This is a genomic window from Chryseobacterium sp. S0630, assembly GCF_024158915.1.
GTDB lineage: Bacteria > Bacteroidota > Bacteroidia > Flavobacteriales > Weeksellaceae > Chryseobacterium.
The window spans coordinates 1-22,282 of record NZ_JAMZGF010000035.1 but is presented as its reverse complement, the minus strand read 5'-3'; the positions used below and the strand labels follow the sequence as shown (position 1 = coordinate 22,282).

Sequence of the window (22,282 nt, the reverse complement as noted above, 5' to 3'; positions counted from 1 at the left end):
AATATATATCAAATATTAACAATAATTAACACAGATGATAAAAATCATTAAAATATTCCAATTATTTACCATTTGATTTTATAGAATCTGTTTTTATTTCACCTTTTGCGTCTGAAGTTTTTTTGTCTTTTTTCTTCTTTTTAAACAAAGAATTGAAGCTTTTACTCCACACTACCCCTCCACCATAGGCTTGATTAGCAGAACCGTTTGTACTCACCATTCCGATGTTTGTAGGCTTGGAATAAGCACGTATAACTAATGAACCGTCATTCTTTTTAGATAAATCATATTCTACCGACCCTTCCGTGGAAAGGTAATTGTTTTGGGCACCATCTGTTTTTGATAACGGAATACCCAAACCGGTCTTGATATTAACTCTTGGGGAAAGCGCTACACTCACACCTGCATTGGCTCTGTCTCCGAAGTTTGAATTCTGGTCTCCTTTTACATAATTAAGGTCAATCTGGAACTCATTACTCATCGTATTAAGAACAGATCCCAGCTGTTTCAACAGCATATTATATCCGGAAGATTCTGCTACATTTCCTACATTTACATCGAATCCACCTGTATTGGATACATTGAAAGTACTTAACAACAATACAGAACCAAACTGGAGAACTTTCTCTCCTTCCTGGCTCATTTTCGCAGCCAGCGTTTCTCTTACCTGACTGGACACATCCATTGCAGTTACATTAAGATCAATCTGAGGATCTACCAACGACTGGGTAATGTGGGCCTGCAGCAAAATACTGATAGGCTGTAGCTTCCCCATACTCAGATATTCTCCTGCATTGGAAACCATTCTTATATAATTGGCATTGATATCTAATGTAGGTTTCATAGCATCCCCATCCCATCTGATACTACTGTTTCTTTCAATCTGGAATGTTTTATTCAGAATAGCTTTAGAGACAAATGTTCCGTTATCTACTTTATAGGTACCACTCATGGCAATATTTCCCTGTCTGTTCATATGGAACCTTAGCGGATCAGCTGATCCTTTTACCGTAATATTTCCCACATCGTCTCCTACGAGTACATTGACAGTAGTTCCTTTATCCACAGCCAGATTGAAATCAATGTTCATATTGGCTCCTGTTTTTTTCTTTTCTTCCAGTGTGATCAAACCGTCTTTTCCTTCTTTCAGGAACCTCAGCATTTTAAATTCTTCCACATTGGAAGTAGAGCTGGAATTAAAGGTAAAGGTACTTCCGTTAAGCGCCTTCATATTAGGGGTCGTTATACTTAACCCTGAAACAGGTCCATCCACGTACAGATCTCCCTGTCCGTAAACTCTTCCCCAGAACAGGTCAAAATCTTTTTGCGTAGTATTCAGCATCAACAGGTTATCTGCTCTCATTACGAGAGACACCCCCATTGAAGAAAGGGTTTCAAACTGAATCGCCCCGGAAATATTCCCTTTGGAATTGGTTCTTCCGTCGTGTACTTCAATATTGTTGAGGATAGCAAGCCCTTTAGTCAACTGAATCACGGTATCATCAAATGAATAGTCAACTCCGGTAAACAGAAGCTTCAATCCAAAATCTTTTAAAGCAATATCTCCATTATAATCAAGGTTGTTAAGCTTTCCATTGATTTTAAGATCACCTGTTGCTTTTCCACGAAGGTTTCCAAAAATAGTCTGCACAAACTGCTGTGTAAATGATAAGTCAAAATCACGCATTTCTGCTGTAAGATCAATAATTGGCGAAGAAGTATTATTATTAACCGTTCCTGTCAGATTAAGACTGTTATTTCCCAGTACACCTGCCGAATGAACTTTCACATCAATATCATATACATTCAGTGAGAATCCGTTGGTAGCAGAAATAGAGATATCTCCCATATCATTGCCATTCATCTTAATATCATCAATGTTAAGATCTACCAATGGCTGAAGGGTACTTTTATCCATTTTGATCTTCACACTTCCGTTGGCAAGACCTTTAATATCCATAGTATTTCCTCCGGACTGCATTTCAAGAAGTTTTTCTACAGCAAAATCGTTAATATCAGCATCTACATAAAAGTCTTTTGCAGACTTAAACTGAGCTTCTTTAATAAACAAAGCACTTTTATCGGAATAAACTCTCAGATTTCTGATATCAAAATCTCCGGTTTTCTTTCTGTAGGTAATGGAGTGATCCAATTCGGGACTTGTATCTATTGCCCACGTAACGTCATTGAATTTTACCTCGGTAGGTTCAAACCTGAATACATAATCTCCGGCCGCATCTGTAGACTGATCTACATTGATGGCGTATTCCTTAAGTTTTTCATTAATCTCATCATCAGGACTTCCATGCTTAAATACAGTAGCTAAATGAAGTGTATTTCCGTTTTCATTATTTCCTTTAAGCTCAAAATCTTTGATTACATTTTTATTATAAATGACTCTGTTGATTTTAGCATACAATTGCTGGTTAAGATCTCCGGTGTTAATTCTAACTTTAACACTATCCACCATCGCACTATCTCTGCTGAGATTATTTCTGTCATTAATTTTATAATCAGGGTTTGAAGATGCCAGCGCCTGATCAGCATCTGTAATCTCTTCCTCCTTAGTCATAATATATTTTAAAGATGCTGCATCCAGATTCAGAATCAGATTGTTTGAGTTTCCATCATATTCTCCTTCTACAAGAGCTCCTTGCGGCAATCTCAATTCGGGTAAGAAATAATTGATCAATCCTTGCTGAACATCAAACTTCAACGCAAAATTCTGTCCACGGTATAATTTTCTTGGCGGTGGTCCCACTAATATTTTCCCTACTCCATTTTCTACCATTCCAGCAAGATCCGCAAGACTGTATTTTCCTGAAATCTTACCTGTAGCTGCTCCCGGAGCATCCACATCAATCACACGACCTCCTGCTTCAACAAACGTTTTTAACTTGGCATTCGGAATATTATATTTTTGAGTAGCTGAAGCAAAATGAAGGTTATTGGCATTCACATCTAAGGTAAGATCATTGATAGAAGACATTGCCATTTTACCGTCAACCTGACCACTTACCACCTGAGTACCCGGCTTATTGGTAAAGTAGTTCATGTTCAGATAAGTAACATCTGCATTCACATCCATAGCAATTCTCGAAGTACTGAAATCTATCAATCCTTTAACCGTAGCTTTAGCCTGTTCATCATTAACAGTGATGAGTCCGTTATATTTTTTATGATCCAATAAACCATCCAGATACAGATTATTGATCGTTTTATCCATAATTTCAATACTTGCAATCTGAGATTTTGTGGTCAGACGCATGGTATTAACATCAAAACTTTGTCCGTTAAGATCAAATTTACCGGAAATTAAACCTACTGCTTTATTCTTTGTGATGACTGAGGTATTGAGATCTTTCACATCAAGATAACCGGAATATTTCGGCATAGCAGTACTGTAGCCCGTCAAGGTAAGTTTGGAAATTTTCGCCTGCCCGATTCCTGTCATTAAGTTTCCATTATCCACATAGATCTGATCCGGATTCACTTTTGCCGTTCCATTGTATTTCAGTTTTCCGAAATCATCAGCAAAGTTCTTCATCTTTTTGGAGATGAATGAAGGCATCATTGCTTTTAAATCTTTGTAGGTAAAATCTGTGGAAAGCTCTTTTGTTTCAATTGCAAAATGACCTTTCAGCAGATTATCTACCTTCATCGTTTTGGTAGCAATATTAACATCAGGGTTTCTGATCAGAAAATTTTCAAGATGAAATTTATTCAAAGGACCAGTCATAACCCCGGAAAGATTGAAAGGTTTGATATTATCCCAGTTGGTTACAAAATAACTGATATCATATCCGCTTAGCTGGCTTCCCTGCTGAATATTCATATCCCAACGTACCTTGTCTGCAAAATCTGCCCAGGATCCGTCGTGAAGATTAAATTTAATATCTCCCTGAAGTAAGGTATGATCTGTATTCAGGGTAAGGTCTTTTAATGACAAAAACTGCTTCGTTAGAGACAGTTCTGTTGAAAATGTATCTACAAAATGAGATTTCCCCCATCTTGAAGTTACAAAAGACATATTATTGATTAACGCCGAAACATTCGGACCGTTAACTTTTACGTTCGGTGCTTTTAAGTTGAATTTTGTTGCTGTCAGCCATTTCCCTTGTTCTCCTGGAGAGTTTTCATTAACGATCGAAACTTTAGAATCAATGATCTGAATTCTGGAATTCAGTTGAAAAGGAGGTTTCTTAGGATCTCTTTTCTTCCCGTTGTCAAAGAGCTCTACAAACCTGACAAAATTGGATATGCTGTCGCCTTTATAAGTAATTACTTTTACATCGGCATTCACAAGAGCCAGAGAGTTAAAACTTAAAGAATTACTGCTTCCTGAGATGGCATTTACCGCCAGAGATATCCAGTCTGAATCTGCTCGAAACTCACGGGCTGTAATAAAATTAAATCCTTTATAATCTTTTACTTTTAACCCTTTTATGGTGACATCACCAAAGTAATTTACATCTACACTTTCTGTAGAAAAATCAGATTTAAAATCATTATTAACAAGCTTTAGTGCCTGATCAGCTGCCCATTTTTTCGTAACCGGAAGATTGATGGCAATCAGTACTCCACCTACAAGGAAAATCCCCAGCCAAAAGAGAATCAAGAGAAGTTTTGCCCACCAGGTATAGCTGGTAACATCCTTTACTGCCTGTTTCCCAAACTCTTCAGCTGTTTCCACAGGATGGTGTATAGCATCCGAAGCAAGCTCTGATGCTTCCTTCACTGTTTCCCGAACTTTTCCCTCTACATTTTCAACAGTTTTCTGTACCTGATCCCCTAGGTTTTCAGCTACTGATTTTTTATTCTCATTCTCGTTATTATTCTCTAACTTTGCCATTATTATGAGCGACTCTATAATTTTAGGTATTGAATCGTCCTGTGACGACACCTCAGCAGCTATCATCAAGGGAAATTCTATTCTTTCAAACATTGCCGCGAACCAGGCCATCCACAAAGAATATGGCGGCGTTGTCCCTGAATTGGCTTCACGAGCCCATCAGCAAAATATTATCCCCGTTGTTGAAAAATCTTTTTCTAAAGCAAATATACAACAAAATGCTATCTCTGCTATAGGATTTACTCGCGGACCGGGACTTTTAGGATCTCTTCTTGTAGGAACATCATTTGCTAAGTCTTTGGCTATGAGCCTGAATGTACCTTTGATCGAAGTAAATCACCTTCAAGCTCACATTCTGGCCCATTTCATCGAAGATGCAAATCCTGTGCCGCCTACCTTTCCATTTTTATGTCTTACCGTAAGTGGTGGACATACCATGATTGTATTGGTAAAAGACTATTTTGACATGGAAATCATCGGGAAAACCATTGATGATGCAGCAGGAGAAGCTTTTGATAAAATAGGAAAGATTTTTGACCTTGATTACCCTGCGGGACCTATCATCGACAGACTGGCCAGGGAAGGAAATCCTGATGCTTTTAAATTCAACAAACCGAAGCTGGAAAACTACGATTATTCTTTTAGCGGAATTAAAACTTCCGTGCTGTATTTCATTCAGAAAGAAGTCAGAAAGAATCCGGATTTCATCAAGGACAATCTTAATGACCTTTGTGCTTCTGTACAGAAATCCATTATTGAAATCCTGATGAATAAGCTTGAAAAAGCAGCCAAAGATCTCAATGTAAATCAGGTGGCAATTGCAGGAGGTGTATCTGCCAATTCTGCACTTAGAAAAGTAATGGAAGATAACAAAGAAAGACTTGGTTGGGATATCTATATTCCTAAGTTCGAATATACAACAGACAACGCAGCTATGATTGCTATGGTGGCAAAACTGAAGTTTGAGCGAGGAGAATTTACAGATTTAAGAACTTCCGCAACCGCAAAATACGATTTATGAAAATACTCTTAGAAGAAAAAGTACTGGGAACACACTCTAAAAAGAACTCAAAATATTACTGGGTATTAGAAACCATCACAGGAAGACATGAGGGATCAGAAACTTTTTCAGAGTTTAACGGAGGAAGTTCTGAAACAGGATATATTCAGGATATCAAAGATGAAGTTTTACAATTAATCAATTCTGAACATCTTTTTAGTTTTCCCTATACTCCAAAAGAAGGAGATTATTTATCCATCAAAAATAATTTGAGAAAACAGGAATATTTAAATCTGATTTTCATTAATAATGTATGGATAGAAGAAATATACATGTGTTCTTACCGGGAATGTGATACAGACATATATACAACCATCAAAACAGGAGTTGCATTTATAAACCAGGATATATGAAACTATTCTACGGAGACATCAACGGAAATAAAGTTACGATCAACGATGAAGAACAGCAGCATATCGTAAAAGTTCTTCGTATGAGAGATGGAGAAGATATTCATGTGACGGATGGAAAAGGAAAACTGGCTTCCGGAAAACTTATTATAGAAGGCAAGAAAGCCGGTATTGAAGTTTCTGAGATCAAAGAAAATCTGCCGGAATTCAATCCGAAACTTCATATTGCCATTGCTCCTACCAAGAATATTGACAGAATTGAATTCTTTGTGGAAAAAGCTGTGGAAATGGGGATTTCTGAGATCAGTATTATTGTTACAGAGAAAACAGAGCGTAAGAATATTAATATCGATAAAATCAGAAAACAGGCTGTTGCCGCCTCAAAACAAAGTCTGAGATTTCATTTTCCGGTTATCAATGACGCTGTAAGGCTAGGTGATTTTCTGAAAAATATGGATCCGGAACATACTTTTGTAGCACACTGCCATGAAAATCTGGAAAGAATTGATCTTAAAAATATTCCTCAATTGGAACAACTTACATTTTTAATAGGCCCTGAAGGTGATTTTTCTGAAAAGGAAATTGCATTTCTGGCCGAAAATAAAGTAAGAGCAGTATCTCTCGGAAACCAAAGACTCAGAACGGAAACGGCCGGCGTTTTTGTAGCCGCATGGAATTATTACAATATGATATAAATAAAAAGAGAAGATGTTGAATCTTCTCTTTTTTATTTCTCATTAATTATTTCCAGTCAATATTATTCTCTTTCAGGTATTTTTCAAAAATCTGCTGTCCGCTTCTCATTGAATTCACTGCCCAAAGGATTTGCATCCTTAAAAGCTTTTCTTCATTCAGTTTATAATCAATCCCAGACTTTATCAGCTTTTGTTTCAATTCATACATACAAATTGATGCCGCTACAGAAACATTGAAGCTTCTGGTAAAGCCATACATCGGAATAGCCAGTGTTTCATCGGCAAAATCTAAAATCTCCTGGGAAACACCTTCCATTTCAGTTCCGAAAACCAAAGCAATAGGTTCTGTTATTTCGTATTCTGGTAACATTTTAGCGTTCTTTTCCAGCGAAACAACCACTATTTTATATCCTCGGTCTTTAATATTCTGAAAGGATTCCATATTCCGGGGTAGTTTTTCCACCTCAACCCAGGTATCTGCTCCTTTTGTTACACGAAGATTGGGTTCAAAACTGTATTCTTCCTGCAACGCCACTACTTTATGGAAACCACAGGCTTCCACAGAACGTACAATGGCTGCAGCATTTCTAAACTGATAGATATCTTCTACCACCGGAAGAACAAAGTCTGAACTTTCCTGAGAAAAATGTTCAATTTTCTCGAGTCTTTCTTCGGTTAAAAACTGTTTTAAATATTCAAAAGTTTGCGCTAAATCTTTCATCCGCATTTAGTTATTTTTTTCAATAGCCCTATGAAACATCTGCCATTTTCATTTTATTTTTATAAAATTTCATGATAAGCGTTTCATTCATTTTCAAATCTTTGCAAATTAACGTAATTTTGGCCTATGAACCCTAATCGGGGCCCAATTCTTAATAAATTAGTACATGAAGCGAAAAGTCCTGCTCATCTATACCGGTGGAACCATCGGAATGGAAAAAGATTACGAAACCGGAAGTCTCCGTGCCTTTGATTTTGGAAATATATTCGAAAAGATGCCTGAAATGAGGCTTATGGAATGTGAAGTCTTTGTTCATCCTTTTGCCAAACCACTGGATTCTTCGGATATGGGACCTGAAGAATGGAGAGTTATTGCTAATTATATTCACAAAAATTATGATGACTACGACGGTTTCCTGATTCTTCACGGAACAGACACAATGTCTTATACCGCATCAGCACTAAGTTTCATGCTAAAAGGATTAAGAAAGCCGGTCATCATGACAGGGTCTCAGCTTCCGATTGGTGATCTGAGAACAGATGCTAAGGAAAATCTTCTGACAAGTCTTTATTACGCCAGCCTTTACGAGAATGATGAAGCAGTCATTCAGGAGGTTGCCATTTATTTTGAATACAAATTATTAAGAGGAAACAGAACGTTGAAATATTCTGCGGAATATTTTGATGCCTATTCAAGTCCGAACTATCCTATTTTAGGACAATCCGGCGTTCATCTGAATATTATTAAAGATAACCTGTTCCGTTGTGATCCTGAGGTAGAGTTTCACGTGGATGAACATATTTCTGAAGATATTTTATTCTGGAGAATTTTTCCGGGAATGCATCTGAGCCACTTCAGAGAAATCCCTAAAATGAAGGTTCTTATTCTTCAGGTTTTTGGCTCGGGAACTATTTTCAGCAGTGCAAAAACCCAGGAAACGCTTCAGGAAATCCGAGATAACGGAACTGAAATCGTGGTGGTAAGCCAGTGTATTTCAGGAGGTATCTCATTTGGAAAGTATGAAAACAGTAATATTTTCTCCAGAATCGGAGCGATCAGTGGAAGAGACATGACAGCGGAAACAGCGATTACCAAAGCCATGCATTTAATTGATAATCCAAATTACTCCGGAAGCTTTGCTGATAATTTCACCAGAAGCCTTTGTGGAGAAATTACAGATTAATTTGTAAGAATTATTTGGATATTCCAGAAAATACACTATTTTTGCAATCTCAAAAAGAGAGGTGTCCGAGTGGTTGAAGGAGCTACCCTGGAAAGGTAGTATACGGGTAACTGTATCGAGGGTTCGAATCCCTTCCTCTCTGCAAGAAACAAAAGCCTGTGCTAATGATTAGCACAGGCTTTTTTGTGCTTAAGATTTTGGTACCTTTTCTCATAGGTATTTATACTCACTCTAATAATTGGTTATTTATACTCTACTGCAGGAGCCTTGTTCTTCGTTACTTTGAAATACAATCTAATCACCTAAAAAACAAATCAATATGACATCAACAAGTGTAAATGCAAATTCTTCAGGTCAGCTAGTACTTGGAAACGGAGCACAATTCTGGGTGTATCTTTCCCCACAAAATGATACCTCTAAAATGATTTCTACATGGCGTGTAACCTTTTCACAAGGAGACTGGAGTGATTTCATCTCAAGTGAAAATCCTACTAAACAGATTCAGACTCCTAATCTTTCAGGGATTTTTGAAATCAAAGTAGAATTATTGAGCGGATCTACCGGTACTTGGCGTCAGATTCCACCTCAGGCTGGAAGTCATAATGAAATAGGCTGTAACTCCAACTGTGCTTCAATGGTAGGAATTGTTGCAGACAGTACAAATCCTCCTATCGGAGCTATTAATGCCCATTTCTGGACTACATGGGATGCTATGTGCGGAGTAAGACAGAACTAACAGGTAAATCAACCAGTCCATACAACCCGATTGCCACAGTATTTTATATTGTGGCAATTTACTATTATACCTATATCATAGATAACCAAACCATTATGTCATTATTTATAAATAAAAAATAGGTTATCCACGAACTACTAACAAGTTATCAACATTTTATCCACAATCAAAATACTCTCCTAAAACTCATTTTCAATTCTCAGAAAATCTTTATTCCTAAATCTATCCTAAATCGGGCCTTTACTTTGTCTTGTTTTTAAACAGTATTAAAAGATTTTGAATAAACATTCTATGAACAAAGCCTCTAATTTTGCTATTACAAAGTATTCTCTCTGCGTATCAACAGTATTCTCATCCGTTTCATGGTTTCGCAGTTATTTAACAGTAAAACAGTTACCCACACTATTGAGCATGAAGAAATTTTTTGCAGGATTATTTTTATTGGGATGTATAGGAACATCGATAAAAGCACAGATCAGTCCACCTGGACTGGGAGATGCCAACAATGCATTCTGGGGAGCCTTTGGAGTAAAGCGACAACTTGACTCTTTGGGCAAAAAACAGGCTTTGAGCTATGTAGCCATCGGGAGAAAAAGCAGTCCGGATGATCACAATCTTTTTTCGAAGCAAGCGATCATTGTTTTAAATCATGAAGTTTATCATTCCTTTGCTCCACACCAGCAATATAGTTATGCATTAAGTTACCGACGTCAGCCACAATACGAAAGTACAGCTCCTTATGATCAGGAAAACACAGAACAGGAATTCAGAATTTATGGAAGATATGCCTATACTTTTGATCTCGGCAGGAAATGGAAACTTAAAAGTACCATACGTCAGGAATTCAGGAAGTTCTTTGATGCAGACTTTCATAAAGTCGAAGAGGATTTTCAGTTGAGAACACGTATCAAGAGTCAGCTCACCTATAATTTATCTCCAAAAAACAATCAGAAACTGGCACTGAGTGCAGAAGCTTTGTTTTCTATAAGCCACCTCAATGAACCGGATTCTGAATGGAGTTCGTTTGGATATCGTGAAATGCGTATTTCGGCTTATTATATGTTTACGATTCCGAACTCTCCTTTTACCGTAGATATTGGATATATGGATGATCTGATCAGAGACAGCAGAAGTATTCACCATGGAGGCGTTCATTATCTGGCTGCCGATCTGGTATGGAACATTCCTTATAAAAAAAACAAGTAATACACGTAAGCAAGTATTCATGAAGTTGCAATACAAAATCCCGATCATTACTGACCGGGATTTTTGGTTGAAAACATAAGTTTTCCGCAATATAATTAAGTATGAATGTTTGGTGTAAAATTTTAGTTGCACAAGGTCAAAAACTGACGGCTCAACTGCACATTGAATTTGGCCTCCGCTCTTGAGCGTGCATAAATCGTCTGTTTAAAAGCGTGAACTGTTTTTAATTTCTGATCTATAAACTCTGCAATCTGAACAACAGAAAAAAGGAAGTCTCTGTATACTGCCATATTAACGGTCTGCCCATAATAAGGAAGATAAGCTTTTAAAAAAGGAATGGCTTTCTGGTGACGGTTGTAACTGATACAATACCCTACCCCTTCCATTGAAGTAATAATAGCATAGTTATTAATATAATCCTGAATATTTTTACTGCCGTCCAGAGCATGGCTATTTTTTGAACAGAACTTATTGATTTTATCCAGAATATGCTGGGCATACTCCATCATGGAAATATTTTTAAATTCAAATACCTGATTCATTCCGTTGGATGGGGAAATTCCGTTTTCACTATCAATACAGAAAGAGATCCCGATTTTTTCATGATAGGGGAAAAAGCAGTCTTTTACTTCAATGGAAGCATCGGGCTTTAGCATGTCATCTGCAAAGTTATAATACACATACGGACGGTAAAGCTCCGCAAGCGCTTTCAGATAATCTGTTTCGCTGGTATTATGATATTCTTCAAACCATTTTTCAAGGTTATCGTAATAATTACTTTCAAAGTCGTTAAAGTTTAAGTAAAATGGCAATTCCATAGCTCTGTAATTTTGATATGACAAAGCTATATCCGTAATGCGACAAAACTTGACGCAATATATTTTTTGTAAAAAAGATTTGGAAGATTGCTAAGTCAATGGTGAATTTTTGTTGTGCAAAGTCAGGGTGAATCATTATTAACGCTAAGGTTCGCAAGGGTTGTTGGCTAGCGTTTTATATTTTGTTCGCAACGGCACTTCGTTCAGCCAGGACCTGCTCTCCGAAGTCTCCTGCTCTCCGAAGTCTCCTGACTTTGGAGCATATTGTAAAGGAATTACTTTATTACTGGCTCAAAGTCAGGAGACTTTGCGCAGCTGGTAACGTTTTATATTTTGTTCGCAAAGGTACTTCGTTCAGCCAGGACCTTAGTGTATACATGGCTGAGTGAAACGCCTCTGCGATCGAAAAAAATTAAACATCATAGAAAGCTTTGCGAACGCTGCGTTTAATTATATGTATTAAAATTCACGAGCGCAGCGAATTCACCATTCACCATTGACATTTATTTATCATAATTCTTCATGATGTACTCAAAATAATGAATCATTTTCAGATAGTTTTCAATACTAAGATATTCATTGGTACTGTGAATACTTTGCTGCTCGGCACTGTTGATCTTAATCGGCATGAACCTGTAGACATTTTTGCTTACAATTTCATATTTACCGGCATCAGTTCCAGCCATAGTAAGATATGGTGTAACAATAGCTCCGGGATGAATTTCTTTCACTCCGGCTTCTATCATTTTAAAAGCTTTTGTGTTGGTTGGCGAAATAGCAGAAGCTTCTCTCGTATTGTCAATTTCTTCTACCTCAACATCAAAACCTTCAGTCGCTTTAGCAATATGATCTCTTACATCTTTCACCGAATTTCCGGGAAGTAATCTGAAATTGACTACAAATTCCACTTCGGGAGAAAGTACATTGGTTCCATCACTTCCTTTCATCATCGTTAAAGCTGTGGTGGTTCTAACCAAAGCATTGGTTGTATTATTTTTGGTAAGCTGGGAAATCAATACCGGTTTTAAAAGCCATTGATTCGCCAGTGCCATTCTTGTGGTAAAAGGCATTTCACCACCGATATTATTAAAAAACTCTTTGATTAAAGGAGTAATAACAGGTTTCATCTGGTGATCCTCCAGACGCTGCATGATAACAGCAGCTTTTCCGATAGCGCTTTCCATAGGAGGCATAGAAGAATGTCCGCCCAATCCTTTTACTTTAATTTTTGCGGAAAGAAACCCTTTTTCAGCACATCCTACTACGGCTACATCAGTATCAATCCCGGCTACATTTCCTTTTCGCATAATTAATCCACCTTCGTCATAAACCGCATCGAACTTCAATCCTTTTTTCTTAAAATAATCGGCAATCTGGATCGCTCCTTTTTGTCCGCCTACTTCTTCATCGAAACCGAAAGCCAGATAAATATCACGCTGTGGGACCTGTTTGTTTTTAATCATAGAATTCATGGATTCCATCAAGGAAAAAAGCATTCCTTTCATATCTATGGCACCTCTTCCATAGATTCTTCCGTTCGCAACCGCTCCTGAAAAAGGGGCAAATTCCCAATCTTCTGCTACTTTTGAAACGGGTTCCAAAGGTTTATCGTCAGGACGGAATACATTTGTATCATTATTCTTTATATCAGCATCTCCGGGAGGAACTACGTCCATATGGGACAAAAATAAAATAGGTTCCAAAGATGGATTGCTTCCTTTAAGTCTGAACACTAATCCGTATTGATTGACTTCAACATTTTCTGTGTTCTGATAGACTAACGGATAAGATGTTTTTAAATACGTTTTGAACTGTTCAAACGGTGCATAATCAAATTCACCCAAACTTCCTGTAGAAACGGTGGGTACTTTTATTCCTCCTGAAAGTCTCATGACTGCAGAATCATTTTTTATAGGTTTCCAACCCTCGCCTGCCCCGATCGTATTTTTTTTAAACGGATAGGTGTAGGTTTTGATCAATACGACAGCAGCCAGAATGACTACGATTCCCAAAAGGATTAAAAGAAACTTTTTCATAGCGGATAGTTTGTGAAGTGATTTTATTCTATAAATATAACAAAGTATTTGGTCATTAACAATTTTCGGCCTGTGCTGCTTATCATCTATAGACAACTAAAAAGGCTGTCTCTGCAGAGATAGCCTTAATGATGTCATCAAAAATTTAGGATTGGGATTGGTGGATTATTTATTCTTTACCCGCTGTATCCAGTGAATAATATCATCCAGAACCAGTTTTGTATTTCCAATATTACAGTGGTTTTCAGCGGAGTCACTTTTAGTATACATTTTATAGCTGAGTGATTTTACATTGGGCAAGGCATCAATTACATCTTTGTACAATTTCACAGGAATAAAATGATCTTCATTAGAGCCCAATAATAAAAAGTCCTGAGTAATCTGATGTCCTATACTCTGCATTTCAAATTTCCTGGTTTGGGTAAGATAATCATAAGGTGTATCCACATTCATACTGAACATTCCGTGCTGTATGGCCCATTTTATTAAGGGATCAACTTTCATTTTTGCATGAATCAACGTATTCACCTGATCTTTTTCTCCCAGATCCATTAAAAGTTTTAATTGTTCGGGCACTTTACTCAATACCACTTCATAAAAATCCGGCATAATTCCCCACGCCACTACTCTTTTTATACGGTCTTCAAAGGCTGCAGCCCGCGGAGCGAGCATTCCCCCCAGAGACAATCCGATAATCGTCACATCATCCAGCTGATAAGCATCCAGAATAGCTTTTACAGGCTTTTCCCATTCGTGCGTAAAATGAATTCCAGATTCTCTTAACGCTCCTCCCTGACCTGGACCGTCAAATAAATAGACAGCAATTCCTTCTGACAAAAACCGTTGAACCAAAGGGAGAAACTCTTCCATATAAGAATCATTCCCTCCGTGAATAATGACGGTATCTTTTACTTCCGTTTCCGGCAAGCCTATCCAGACAGGCAGTTTCCCCTGATCATATTCTACCTCATCTCTTCTGATTTTTGTTTTAAAAACATCCTGATACACTTCGTAGAATAAAGATTTTGATTTTGTATAAAACTCCGATTTGTCCCATGATCCGTCAGCTTCAAAAAATTCTGCCATTCTGTAATATCCGGCCGCTTTGGACTTCTGCTGACTGGCTTCCGCTCTTTCAGCAAGAGTCTTCATTTCTCTTACCCAGTCTTCTGTGGTATTGATTGCCGGAGCAACACTTCTGATCTCTTCCAGATCTCCTCCTCCCCACATCAGAGTACGATTCAGCTGAAAATTAAAATTAGCTTCATCGTGTAATTGGTACGTTCCTTTTTTCATTATGATTCTTTTTTGGTGAAAAACCTGCTGCCCGTGTTTCTTAATTCTTACAGACATGCCTTTATAAGCTTAATTTTTTTCGAAATTAAGTGTATAGTTTAGCTTTTCTTTTAACCTGGATTAAAAAAGAATCATGATCGTTGAGCTCTTATTTTGCTCAGTTGCTGCTTGGTCATTCCCAGATATCCGGCAATATATCCAAGATTGATTCTCTGAAGCAAACCAGCGTGTGAAGCCACAAAATCCTGATAACGCTGATCTGTAGATTTTATCCGGTGATCGATCAGCCTTTCGCCCATTGTGATTAAACTTTCAGCAAAGAGATCTTCCATCAACTGCTGTATTTCCAGATTTTTTGATTTTAATTCCAACAGTTGATGATAAGGTAAACGAAAGATTTCACTGTTGTCTTCTATCGCTTCAATCCCAAACGGTATTGGTTTCCCAGACAATATACCCGAGAAAAGACCAATAAAATGGCCATCTGAACTAAGCCAATGGGTATGGTCCATCGCTTTATCATCGTAATAGAAAATGCGGGCCACTCCTTTTCTGATATAAAATAAATCACGGTGAACCTGCTCCACATCCATTATTATTTCTTTTTTCCGATAGATATTAGCATCAAATACCTGAGTAAGGATTTCAATTGCCCTGGAATGTTTCTGGCTGATCATAGCTGATGGGATTTACAAAGGATAAAGATAGTTTAAAGGTACTCTTTATCATTCAATCCCCTACTATTCATTTTTTTGTCCCCTTACAGAAGTTCTGATCGTCATGAGGGTAAAATAGTATATTATGAAGAATATTCTGCACATTATCTCCAGCGCAAGAGGAGATCTGTCTTATAGCAAAGGACTCAGTTCAGCTATTGTTGAAAAAATTTCACAACAAAATAATATCCGTCAGATTACGGTACGGGATCTGGTGAAGGATATGCCACCGCTAGCGAATGAAGTTTCTATTCATGAATTTTACAAACATCCGGAATCCTATGATGAACAAAGCCGACAACTTCTTTCGTATGCCAACAGGATTGTGAATGAACTCCGCGAAGCAGATATTATTGTTATGGGAACCCCCATGTTTAATCTGGGAATTTCTACTCCTTTGAAAGCATGGCTGGACCAGCTGATCCGGGCAGGTGTTACCTATATTTTTGATGAACACTGGAATCGTATAGGACAGTTTAAAGATAAAAAAGTATATCTCGCGGTTGCTTCTGGCGGAAGAAGTACAGAAGGTACTCCAGATTATGTTTCTGCTTACCTCAAAGATGTTTTAAGGAGTTATACCGGAATTACCGATGTGGAAACGTATCGCATTGAAGGAACGATGGAGACTGGTTTTACAGCGGATTACGAAAGTATTCTGAAAGAGTTTTGATGGTGGATAATACGGTTTGTTTTTAACGCAAAGTTTTTGAATTGCGAATATTGAATAGAAGAGAGCAAAGAGGGAATCAACAAGTTGATTGGATGAAGCTTTGGAATTAAAAGAACACCTATTTTTTAACGCAAAGGCGCAAGAACATTTCGACTGTGCTCAATGTGAGATTTTCAGCAAGGAATGATGATGAAATTCTGGCGCCTTTGCGATTTACTTACTATTAAATAAGCGATCTTAGTTTAATTCAGGATTTCATTCATTTCGGTTAAAATGATAGGTTTTCCATCCGTGATTACGATAGTATGTTCATGTTGGGCCATATAGCCGCCTTTATTGCCTACCATGGTCCAGCCGTCTTTTAATTCTACAGCGATATTGGAATCGGTGGAAATAAATGTTTCAATAGCAACCACAGAGTTTTTTTTGAAACGTCTGGAATCATAGCGGTTTCTGTAGTTCAGCAATTCGTCAGGCTGTTCGTGTAAGCTTCTCCCTACTCCATGACCTGCAAGATTCTTAATAACTTTAAGGCCTCTTTTCTTGGCTTCTGTTTCCATTAAATGTCCTATGTCAGCTATTTTTACCCCGCCCTTGATATTGTCGATAACTTTTCTTAAAATATCTTTGGAGGCCTCCACCAATTTTTGATGTCCGTGAATATCTTCTCCAATCACGAAGGAACCTCCGTTATCCGCCCAATATCCATCCAACTCCGCAGAAACATCAATATTGATCAGATCGCCTTCTTTCAAAATCCTCTGATCTGTTGGAATCCCGTGACAGAATTCATTGTCCACGCTGATACACGTCCACCCTGGAAATCCATATGTAAGGTAAGGTGCTGATTTTGCTCCGAAACCTCCCAGTATTTGGGCTCCATATTCGTCCAGATCTTTGGTGGTCATACCGGGCTCAGCGTAATCCATCATCTTCTTCAGCGTATAGGCAACAGCTTCACTTACTTTTTGCATTCCGAGCATCTGATCTTCGTTGGTGATTGACATATTTTTATTTTGATTGTTATTGAAAACTACAAAGTTAGGAAATTTAAATATTACCGTATGTCCTGTTTCCATTACTTACATCTATACTATTGAAAAAATAGTGATTACCCCCTTCGCCAACCCCCTCTCGCCCCTTGGGTAAGGGATATACCTGGTTACATAAGGGGCTAAAGGGTGTTCCATAACAGTCTGCAGCTACTTGAATAAAAGGCTATAGGGACTTATGAAAACGGTTGAGACGGTTGTAAAGTAGTTATACCTATTTGATAAAGTGTCCGGAGATACTTACAATAGCGTCTGAAGGCATTTCTTAAATATCTGGAGACAGTTTATAAAATGGTTATAGCAAATTAATGAGCGGCTGCGAACACTTAGTGGAGTGACTGAAAGCACTGCTGAAGACAGTTTATAATAATAAACTATATGAACAACCCCTGCAAATATACAAGAGTTGTTATTTATTCTACCTTGGAAACCAGAAGGTAAGTTTATTTAATAAGCTCAAAGTCTGCAGACTTTGCGCAGCGGTTTCTTTAGAATAGAGAGTAAAAGCCATTGCTAAAGCAGCTGCTATTTTGTTTTATTCACGGACACGAGCGAGACGCTCGCGCCAGCGGGGGTATTCAATTGCTGGTTCTCTGCGGTGACAATTCCACTTTCTACACTGTAAGCCTGCTGTTCATGAGCATATTTCAACTTTTCGGACATCATACGGAGTTCTTCAATACCACCGCCGCCATTGTTATCGGATTCATTATGATAATATTGAAATCCATCAAGATAATCTGTGATATCGGTTACAGTATAACAATTGATAATCCCGCATTCTCCTTTGGGAAGCTTTTTCTGGACCTTAACCCCATCTGATCTGTACAGGTAATTATGCATTCCTGAAAGCCCCAAAGTGCCATACTCTATTCTATTGGGTAAGTTCAGGTGATTGTAGGTGATTTTGGTGATGTTTTTATCCGGCATCTGCCACATGTTTCCATTAAGGTCATACGGGATAGTACCACCTCCGCCTTCATATCCTGATGGATTATTTTTGTGGTCTTTAATAATGGATACCTGATTGGTCAGATTATTGGATCCGTAAATATATTCCAATTCATCAATGACAGTAGCGGTTGTATTACTTCCTTCCAAAGCAGCAGTACGGTAAAGGCTTTTTATATTCCCATTCAGGTCATACGTTAAGGATTCTGTATGTTCTTTGCTGTAAGGGTTCACAGGATTTTGATAATACCCTGCTGTAAGTCTGTTCAACGCATCATAGACATAACCGTATCTCTTAGGTTGTATAGGAGGATTGGCTCCTATAGATTCTACGGCTCTCCAGTCTACTTCTGCTATATTACCATTGTATTTCGCCTTTACATTTTTGCCGGAGAATAATGCCGAATCGGGATTCTCTATTCCATTCATCTGATTGTATTTGATTTCGTAGGAAAATAGCTTTCCTCCTAAATCAGGAACCGTCATCTGACCTTTATTAATATGAGTCAGCCAGCCTCTGATATTATAATTATAATCAATACTTTGAAGATTATTGCCTACTTTTTTGTTTGTAAGCTGTGAGATCTCGTTATAGCTGTTTTGTGTAAGGATTTGTTCCGGTTTATCATCTACCTGATGCTTATGAACCAGTAATCTGTTCTGATTATCATAGTCAAAACGTTCTGTGATGGTAACTCCAGGTTCATTCGCTAATCTCTTATGAAGAGTAACCATTTTCTTTGGTATTCCGGTAAAATCCAACTCGGATTCTGTTCTGGTATAGCCCTGCTCTCCGAAGTCTCCCGACTTTGGAGCATATTGTAAAGGAATTGCTTTTATTATTGGCTCAAAGTCAGGAGACTTTGCGTAACGGGGACAGTTTATAATAATAAACTATATGAACAACCCCTGCAAATATACAAGAGTTGTTATTTATTCTACCTTGGAAACCAGAAGGTAAGTTTATTTAATAAGCTCAAAGTCTGCAGACTTTGCGCAGCGGGGGGAAAAATGTTATTAGTATTACCAGTTTTCTTATACAGATTTATTATTTCCAAAAATCCTCAATAAGATTGGTGCAAGACCTGCTGAAACTATTAACAACAAACATAAATTAGAGAGTTTTAATTTCTCTGGATAGATAAACATTATAGCAATCCACAAAATCATTATAAATACAGTTATATAACCATATACTTTTGCAGATTTTGTTTTATACCAATTGAACTCTTCAATTTTACTATTGTTCCTTTTATTATATGTATTTATCAACTTTAATATACTATCTTTTAGCCCTTGATACTCTAAATTTTTATTAAGGCGAAGATATAATTTTACCTTTTTTTTATTAAAATTTAATGTTATAGTACCAATATAATTCGTTTCACTAAAATTATAAGATTGTAAATCTGATAAGAAATAAATAGTTTCGTTAATAAATATCTTATCATCAGAATAATCAAAATCAATTTTTTTTTGTAAAATTTTGTAAAATAAAAGGTAAACTAATAATATAGAAATTAAAAATACTATACCTGGATAAATAGTTTTTGCAATATGAATATATGTAAGTATTGCTAATGAATTAGGAATGATAACTAAAAATAATACAAAAAGTAATACCTTATTTATCGAAATTATTTTAATTGATTTTTTATTGTTCATTTTTATTTAATTAGCAATATGTGTATTCCAAAATATTGATCCTCTTCCAAACTCACTATCTAATTTATCACCGATCCCAAATGTATAATCTGCGATTCCATAAATAGCTATTCCCGTAAGTATTGCAGGAGCACCAAAGACTGTTGCAGCCAAAGTTCCTGCTAATAAAGCTGTGTTTACAACTGTATGAGCGGTCCACTCATCATTATAGTATTCAGAGAAAGTAACACCTACAGTTAAAGCTGTTCCTACTACGCCTGCTCTGCCTAAAACTTTTGAGAATTTTGATAACCCTTTTATCTTATCAAGATATTTAATACCGCCAGGTAATTTACTTTGTCCAGCGATAGCTGCAGAAGCTATTCCTAATCCTCCGTTAAGATGCTTTTCCATATCTTTAAAGAAAGTTTCTGTTTGATAATGCTTTAAATCATAGGATATACCATCTAAGGTATTAACAGTTTCTGTAAGACCATTATCTATAAATTTCAATATATTTAATTCTCCAATTCCCTTAACATTTAAATCCGGATCTTCATAGTCTGTCCACCAGCTCACCTTATTTTTTTGGAAGCTAAGTCCAGACATTCTCCCTCCATCTTTGAAGTAATTAAACATAGACACTGCAGATTTCCCAGTAAATGTAAAACTACCACCGCCACCTTGGCCATCATTCCCCAAAGCATTTGTTCTTATCATTGCTCCCCCTTCATTACGATAGAATAGCGGCATATTTCTTTCATCTGAGCTTAAACCGGTTCTGTACATGAAATCTGCTACAGCACTTCCTGTACTATATCCCCCTTGAAGGTTATCTACGGTAAGCCTTCCATCCGGATCGATAAACCTTATTGGGTTGTTATTTCCATAATGGTAAGGGGTAAATCTTCTGGACGCTTCAGCTAATGGGTCAATCACGCCCCATCTTCCCAGATCCGGCATATACATCCTTGCTCCATAATCATACATTCCGGTTTCCTGTAATTCCTTACCATTGTATTTGTAATTATAGCTTGGGTTTCCCACAGCAGAGTCTGAACAAATTTTATGCTTCCTTCCGTATATTGAAACCCATCAAGATAATCTGTGTTTGATTCTGTTGGTCCTGATTTCTTAATTTTAACTCCATCTGCCCTGTAATAATAGTTAATAGCTTTAGAGTTTTGTGTAATCTGTTTAGGCAGATTTAAATAATTATATTGGATGGAAGAATATAATTACCAGAACCTATTTATAAACTTATTTCACCACACGAAAGGATTCGTGCGGCAGCGGGGGTTAAGTTTTGAAATATTGCTCTAAATATTTAATATCCTCAGGGTTATTAAGATTACAGTCAACTATAACTACATTTTTATTTACTAATTCATTTAAATGTTGAAAGATCTTTTTCAAATTATCAATCAAAAACTCAAATGATATCATATGGAAACCAACATTACTAATAACGATATTATCTTTTTTTCCATCGATTAATAATTTTAGTAAAATTATGTGTAATTTACCTAAGGTATCATCTACTCTAATTTCAATACCTGTTAATTGATTAAATAAATTAATTAACTTAATTCTCTCATTCTTCCTAATTTCATCGTAAAAATAACCTATTTTTAGAGCATTATCATAGGCAAAATTAACGAAAACATAATCATTCATATCCTTTAAGGTTTGTAACTCCTTTGAATTAATTATAGATACTCTGTTCATTATCTTGTTGGTTTTACAGGGAATTTATATACTTTTCCATAATTAACTGGATTTGCGTTATCCCATTTTGCATTGTTCATAAGTATATCCATATATTTATAGTCACCAGTTAGTATTTTATATTGGATAGCAGAATTCATTCTATGATTACCATCATTTAAATAAAATTTGCCTTCCCATCTAAATCCTGCTACTCCTACAGGCTTATTAAATGTACCATTCATCATTTGTTCTAAATAATTTCCTGTTATAGCCGGATCTATTCCAGAATTGAGACTTTTAAAACCTTGAGCTTCTGCTTCGGCAGCAATCTTTGATGTCATAGAAACCTCTTCTGCAGCAGTTACAGTCCTTCCATAACCACCAAACATCAATCCACCACCGCTTCCCCTGCTCTCCGAAGTCTCCCGACTTTGGAGCATATTGTAAAGGAATTGCTTTTATTATTGGCTCAAAGTCAGGAGACTTTGCGTAACGGGGCTGCGGGAGACAGTTTATAATAATAAACTATATGAACAACCCCTGCAAATATACAAGAGTTGTTATTTATTCTACCTTGGAAACC

General features: G+C 37.0%; 19 protein-coding genes and 1 tRNA gene. 8 read left to right on the top strand and 12 right to left on the bottom strand.

Annotated features, from left to right (window positions below; translation table 11 throughout):
• Positions 1-61 precede the first annotated feature (61 nt).
• A complete protein-coding gene (locus tag NK356_RS15355) occupies positions 62-4,852 on the bottom strand; it encodes a translocation/assembly module TamB (protein ID WP_253317390.1) in 4,791 nt (1,596 codons plus the stop codon).
• Between the two features lie 4 nt (positions 4,853-4,856).
• Between NK356_RS15355 and tsaD the strand changes: the two genes are divergently transcribed.
• Genes tsaD through NK356_RS15340 form a run of 3 tightly spaced genes read left to right on the top strand, consistent with a single transcriptional unit; the run spans position 4,857 to position 6,957 of the window.
• Positions 4,857-5,873, top strand: coding sequence for a tRNA (adenosine(37)-N6)-threonylcarbamoyltransferase complex transferase subunit TsaD (gene tsaD / locus NK356_RS15350; protein WP_253317389.1), 1,017 nt, complete (start codon positions 4,857-4,859; stop codon positions 5,871-5,873).
• Positions 5,870-6,265 carry a hypothetical protein gene (locus tag NK356_RS15345; RefSeq protein WP_034696976.1) on the top strand — a complete coding sequence of 132 codons (396 nt, stop codon included), beginning with the start codon at positions 5,870-5,872 and terminating at the stop codon, positions 6,263-6,265. Before tsaD ends, NK356_RS15345 begins: the two co-directional genes overlap by 4 nt.
• Positions 6,262-6,957: a 16S rRNA (uracil(1498)-N(3))-methyltransferase gene (locus tag NK356_RS15340; RefSeq protein WP_253317388.1), complete on the top strand. Its 696-nt coding sequence runs from the start codon at positions 6,262-6,264 to the stop codon at positions 6,955-6,957. Before NK356_RS15345 ends, NK356_RS15340 begins: the two co-directional genes overlap by 4 nt.
• Positions 6,958-7,003: 46 nt before the next feature.
• Here NK356_RS15340 and NK356_RS15335 read toward each other — a convergent pair whose 3' ends face one another.
• Positions 7,004-7,678, bottom strand: coding sequence for an RNA methyltransferase (locus tag NK356_RS15335; protein ID WP_253317387.1), 675 nt, complete (start codon positions 7,676-7,678; stop codon positions 7,004-7,006).
• Between the two features lie 166 nt (positions 7,679-7,844).
• On the opposite strand from NK356_RS15335, the gene NK356_RS15330 reads away from it, so the two are divergent.
• From NK356_RS15330 to NK356_RS15315, 4 genes are all read left to right on the top strand, one after another.
• The gene (locus NK356_RS15330) at positions 7,845-8,861 is read left to right on the top strand and encodes an asparaginase (RefSeq protein WP_034696972.1); all 1,017 of its coding nucleotides are present in this window, start codon (positions 7,845-7,847) and stop codon (positions 8,859-8,861) included.
• Positions 8,862-8,916: 55 nt separating this feature from the next.
• Positions 8,917-9,003: transfer RNA gene (locus NK356_RS15325), tRNA-Ser, on the top strand.
• A gap of 177 nt (positions 9,004-9,180) precedes the next feature.
• The gene (locus tag NK356_RS15320; RefSeq protein WP_034696971.1) at positions 9,181-9,597 is read left to right on the top strand and encodes a hypothetical protein; all 417 of its coding nucleotides are present in this window, start codon (positions 9,181-9,183) and stop codon (positions 9,595-9,597) included.
• A 411-nt stretch (positions 9,598-10,008) separates the two neighbouring features.
• Positions 10,009-10,803: a DUF2490 domain-containing protein gene (locus NK356_RS15315; RefSeq protein ID WP_051934412.1), complete on the top strand. Its 795-nt coding sequence runs from the start codon at positions 10,009-10,011 to the stop codon at positions 10,801-10,803.
• Between the two features lie 122 nt (positions 10,804-10,925).
• Here the strand turns inward: NK356_RS15315 and NK356_RS15310 are convergent, their stop codons facing one another.
• From NK356_RS15310 to NK356_RS15295, 4 genes are all read right to left on the bottom strand, one after another.
• Positions 10,926-11,621: a hypothetical protein gene (locus tag NK356_RS15310; protein ID WP_034696970.1), complete on the bottom strand. Its 696-nt coding sequence runs from the start codon at positions 11,619-11,621 to the stop codon at positions 10,926-10,928.
• A gap of 503 nt (positions 11,622-12,124) precedes the next feature.
• A complete protein-coding gene (locus tag NK356_RS15305) occupies positions 12,125-13,657 on the bottom strand; it encodes a M20/M25/M40 family metallo-hydrolase (protein ID WP_034696969.1) in 1,533 nt (510 codons plus the stop codon).
• Between the two features lie 165 nt (positions 13,658-13,822).
• Positions 13,823-14,953, bottom strand: coding sequence for an alpha/beta hydrolase (locus tag NK356_RS15300; RefSeq protein WP_034697041.1), 1,131 nt, complete (start codon positions 14,951-14,953; stop codon positions 13,823-13,825).
• Positions 14,954-15,084: 131 nt separating this feature from the next.
• Positions 15,085-15,630 (bottom strand): Crp/Fnr family transcriptional regulator, encoded by a 546-nt coding sequence (locus NK356_RS15295; protein ID WP_253317386.1) that lies wholly within the window; start codon positions 15,628-15,630, stop codon positions 15,085-15,087.
• A gap of 124 nt (positions 15,631-15,754) precedes the next feature.
• On the opposite strand from NK356_RS15295, the gene NK356_RS15290 reads away from it, so the two are divergent.
• Positions 15,755-16,342 carry an FMN-dependent NADH-azoreductase gene (locus NK356_RS15290; protein ID WP_253317385.1) on the top strand — a complete coding sequence of 196 codons (588 nt, stop codon included), beginning with the start codon at positions 15,755-15,757 and terminating at the stop codon, positions 16,340-16,342.
• Positions 16,343-16,584: 242 nt separating this feature from the next.
• On the opposite strand, the gene map is transcribed toward NK356_RS15290, so the two are convergent.
• The 6 genes from map to NK356_RS15260 form a co-directional block, all read right to left on the bottom strand.
• Positions 16,585-17,349 carry a type I methionyl aminopeptidase gene (gene map / locus NK356_RS15285; RefSeq protein ID WP_253317384.1) on the bottom strand — a complete coding sequence of 255 codons (765 nt, stop codon included), beginning with the start codon at positions 17,347-17,349 and terminating at the stop codon, positions 16,585-16,587.
• Positions 17,350-17,919: 570 nt separating this feature from the next.
• The gene (locus NK356_RS15280) at positions 17,920-19,080 is read right to left on the bottom strand and encodes a hypothetical protein (RefSeq protein ID WP_253317383.1); all 1,161 of its coding nucleotides are present in this window, start codon (positions 19,078-19,080) and stop codon (positions 17,920-17,922) included.
• 300 nt (positions 19,081-19,380) lie between these two features.
• Complete coding sequence (locus NK356_RS15275) at positions 19,381-20,010, bottom strand: hypothetical protein (protein WP_253317382.1); 630 nt, start codon at positions 20,008-20,010, stop codon at positions 19,381-19,383.
• 6 nt (positions 20,011-20,016) lie between these two features.
• On the bottom strand, positions 20,017-21,036 hold the full coding sequence (locus tag NK356_RS24280) for an RHS repeat-associated core domain-containing protein (RefSeq protein WP_367399309.1): 1,020 nt from the start codon (positions 21,034-21,036) through the stop codon (positions 20,017-20,019).
• 252 nt (positions 21,037-21,288) lie between these two features.
• Complete coding sequence (locus NK356_RS15265) at positions 21,289-21,717, bottom strand: hypothetical protein (RefSeq protein WP_051934488.1); 429 nt, start codon at positions 21,715-21,717, stop codon at positions 21,289-21,291.
• A complete protein-coding gene (locus tag NK356_RS15260) occupies positions 21,717-22,139 on the bottom strand; it encodes a hypothetical protein (protein ID WP_253317381.1) in 423 nt (140 codons plus the stop codon). The genes NK356_RS15265 and NK356_RS15260 overlap by 1 nt, the downstream gene beginning before the upstream one ends.
• Positions 22,140-22,282: the final 143 nt, after the last annotated feature.

What these genes read in the sequence shown, in the direction of transcription:
- NK356_RS15335 (WP_253317387.1), bottom strand. Translation starts at nt 7,678, where the DNA reads ATGAAAGATTTAGCGCAAACTTTTGAATATTTAAAACAGTTTTTAACC.
- NK356_RS15280 (WP_253317383.1), bottom strand. Translation starts at nt 19,080, where the DNA reads ATGGTTACTCTTCATAAGAGATTAGCGAATGAACCTGGAGTTACCATC.
- NK356_RS15345 (WP_034696976.1), top strand. Translation starts at nt 5,870, where the DNA reads ATGAAAATACTCTTAGAAGAAAAAGTACTGGGAACACACTCTAAAAAG.
- NK356_RS15300 (WP_034697041.1), bottom strand. Translation starts at nt 14,953, where the DNA reads ATGAAAAAAGGAACGTACCAATTACACGATGAAGCTAATTTTAATTTT.
- tsaD (WP_253317389.1), top strand. Translation starts at nt 4,857, where the DNA reads ATGAGCGACTCTATAATTTTAGGTATTGAATCGTCCTGTGACGACACC.
- NK356_RS15315 (WP_051934412.1), top strand. Translation starts at nt 10,009, where the DNA reads ATGAAGAAATTTTTTGCAGGATTATTTTTATTGGGATGTATAGGAACA.
- map (WP_253317384.1), bottom strand. Translation starts at nt 17,349, where the DNA reads ATGTCAATCACCAACGAAGATCAGATGCTCGGAATGCAAAAAGTAAGT.
- NK356_RS15260 (WP_253317381.1), bottom strand. Translation starts at nt 22,139, where the DNA reads ATGCTCCAAAGTCGGGAGACTTCGGAGAGCAGGGGAAGCGGTGGTGGA.
- NK356_RS15355 (WP_253317390.1), bottom strand. Translation starts at nt 4,852, where the DNA reads ATGGCAAAGTTAGAGAATAATAACGAGAATGAGAATAAAAAATCAGTA.
- NK356_RS15305 (WP_034696969.1), bottom strand. Translation starts at nt 13,657, where the DNA reads ATGAAAAAGTTTCTTTTAATCCTTTTGGGAATCGTAGTCATTCTGGCT.
- NK356_RS15330 (WP_034696972.1), top strand. Translation starts at nt 7,845, where the DNA reads ATGAAGCGAAAAGTCCTGCTCATCTATACCGGTGGAACCATCGGAATG.
- NK356_RS15340 (WP_253317388.1), top strand. Translation starts at nt 6,262, where the DNA reads ATGAAACTATTCTACGGAGACATCAACGGAAATAAAGTTACGATCAAC.
- NK356_RS15320 (WP_034696971.1), top strand. Translation starts at nt 9,181, where the DNA reads ATGACATCAACAAGTGTAAATGCAAATTCTTCAGGTCAGCTAGTACTT.
- NK356_RS15275 (WP_253317382.1), bottom strand. Translation starts at nt 20,010, where the DNA reads ATGAACAATAAAAAATCAATTAAAATAATTTCGATAAATAAGGTATTA.
- NK356_RS15295 (WP_253317386.1), bottom strand. Translation starts at nt 15,630, where the DNA reads ATGATCAGCCAGAAACATTCCAGGGCAATTGAAATCCTTACTCAGGTA.
- NK356_RS15310 (WP_034696970.1), bottom strand. Translation starts at nt 11,621, where the DNA reads ATGGAATTGCCATTTTACTTAAACTTTAACGACTTTGAAAGTAATTAT.
- NK356_RS15290 (WP_253317385.1), top strand. Translation starts at nt 15,755, where the DNA reads ATGAAGAATATTCTGCACATTATCTCCAGCGCAAGAGGAGATCTGTCT.
- NK356_RS15265 (WP_051934488.1), bottom strand. Translation starts at nt 21,717, where the DNA reads ATGAACAGAGTATCTATAATTAATTCAAAGGAGTTACAAACCTTAAAG.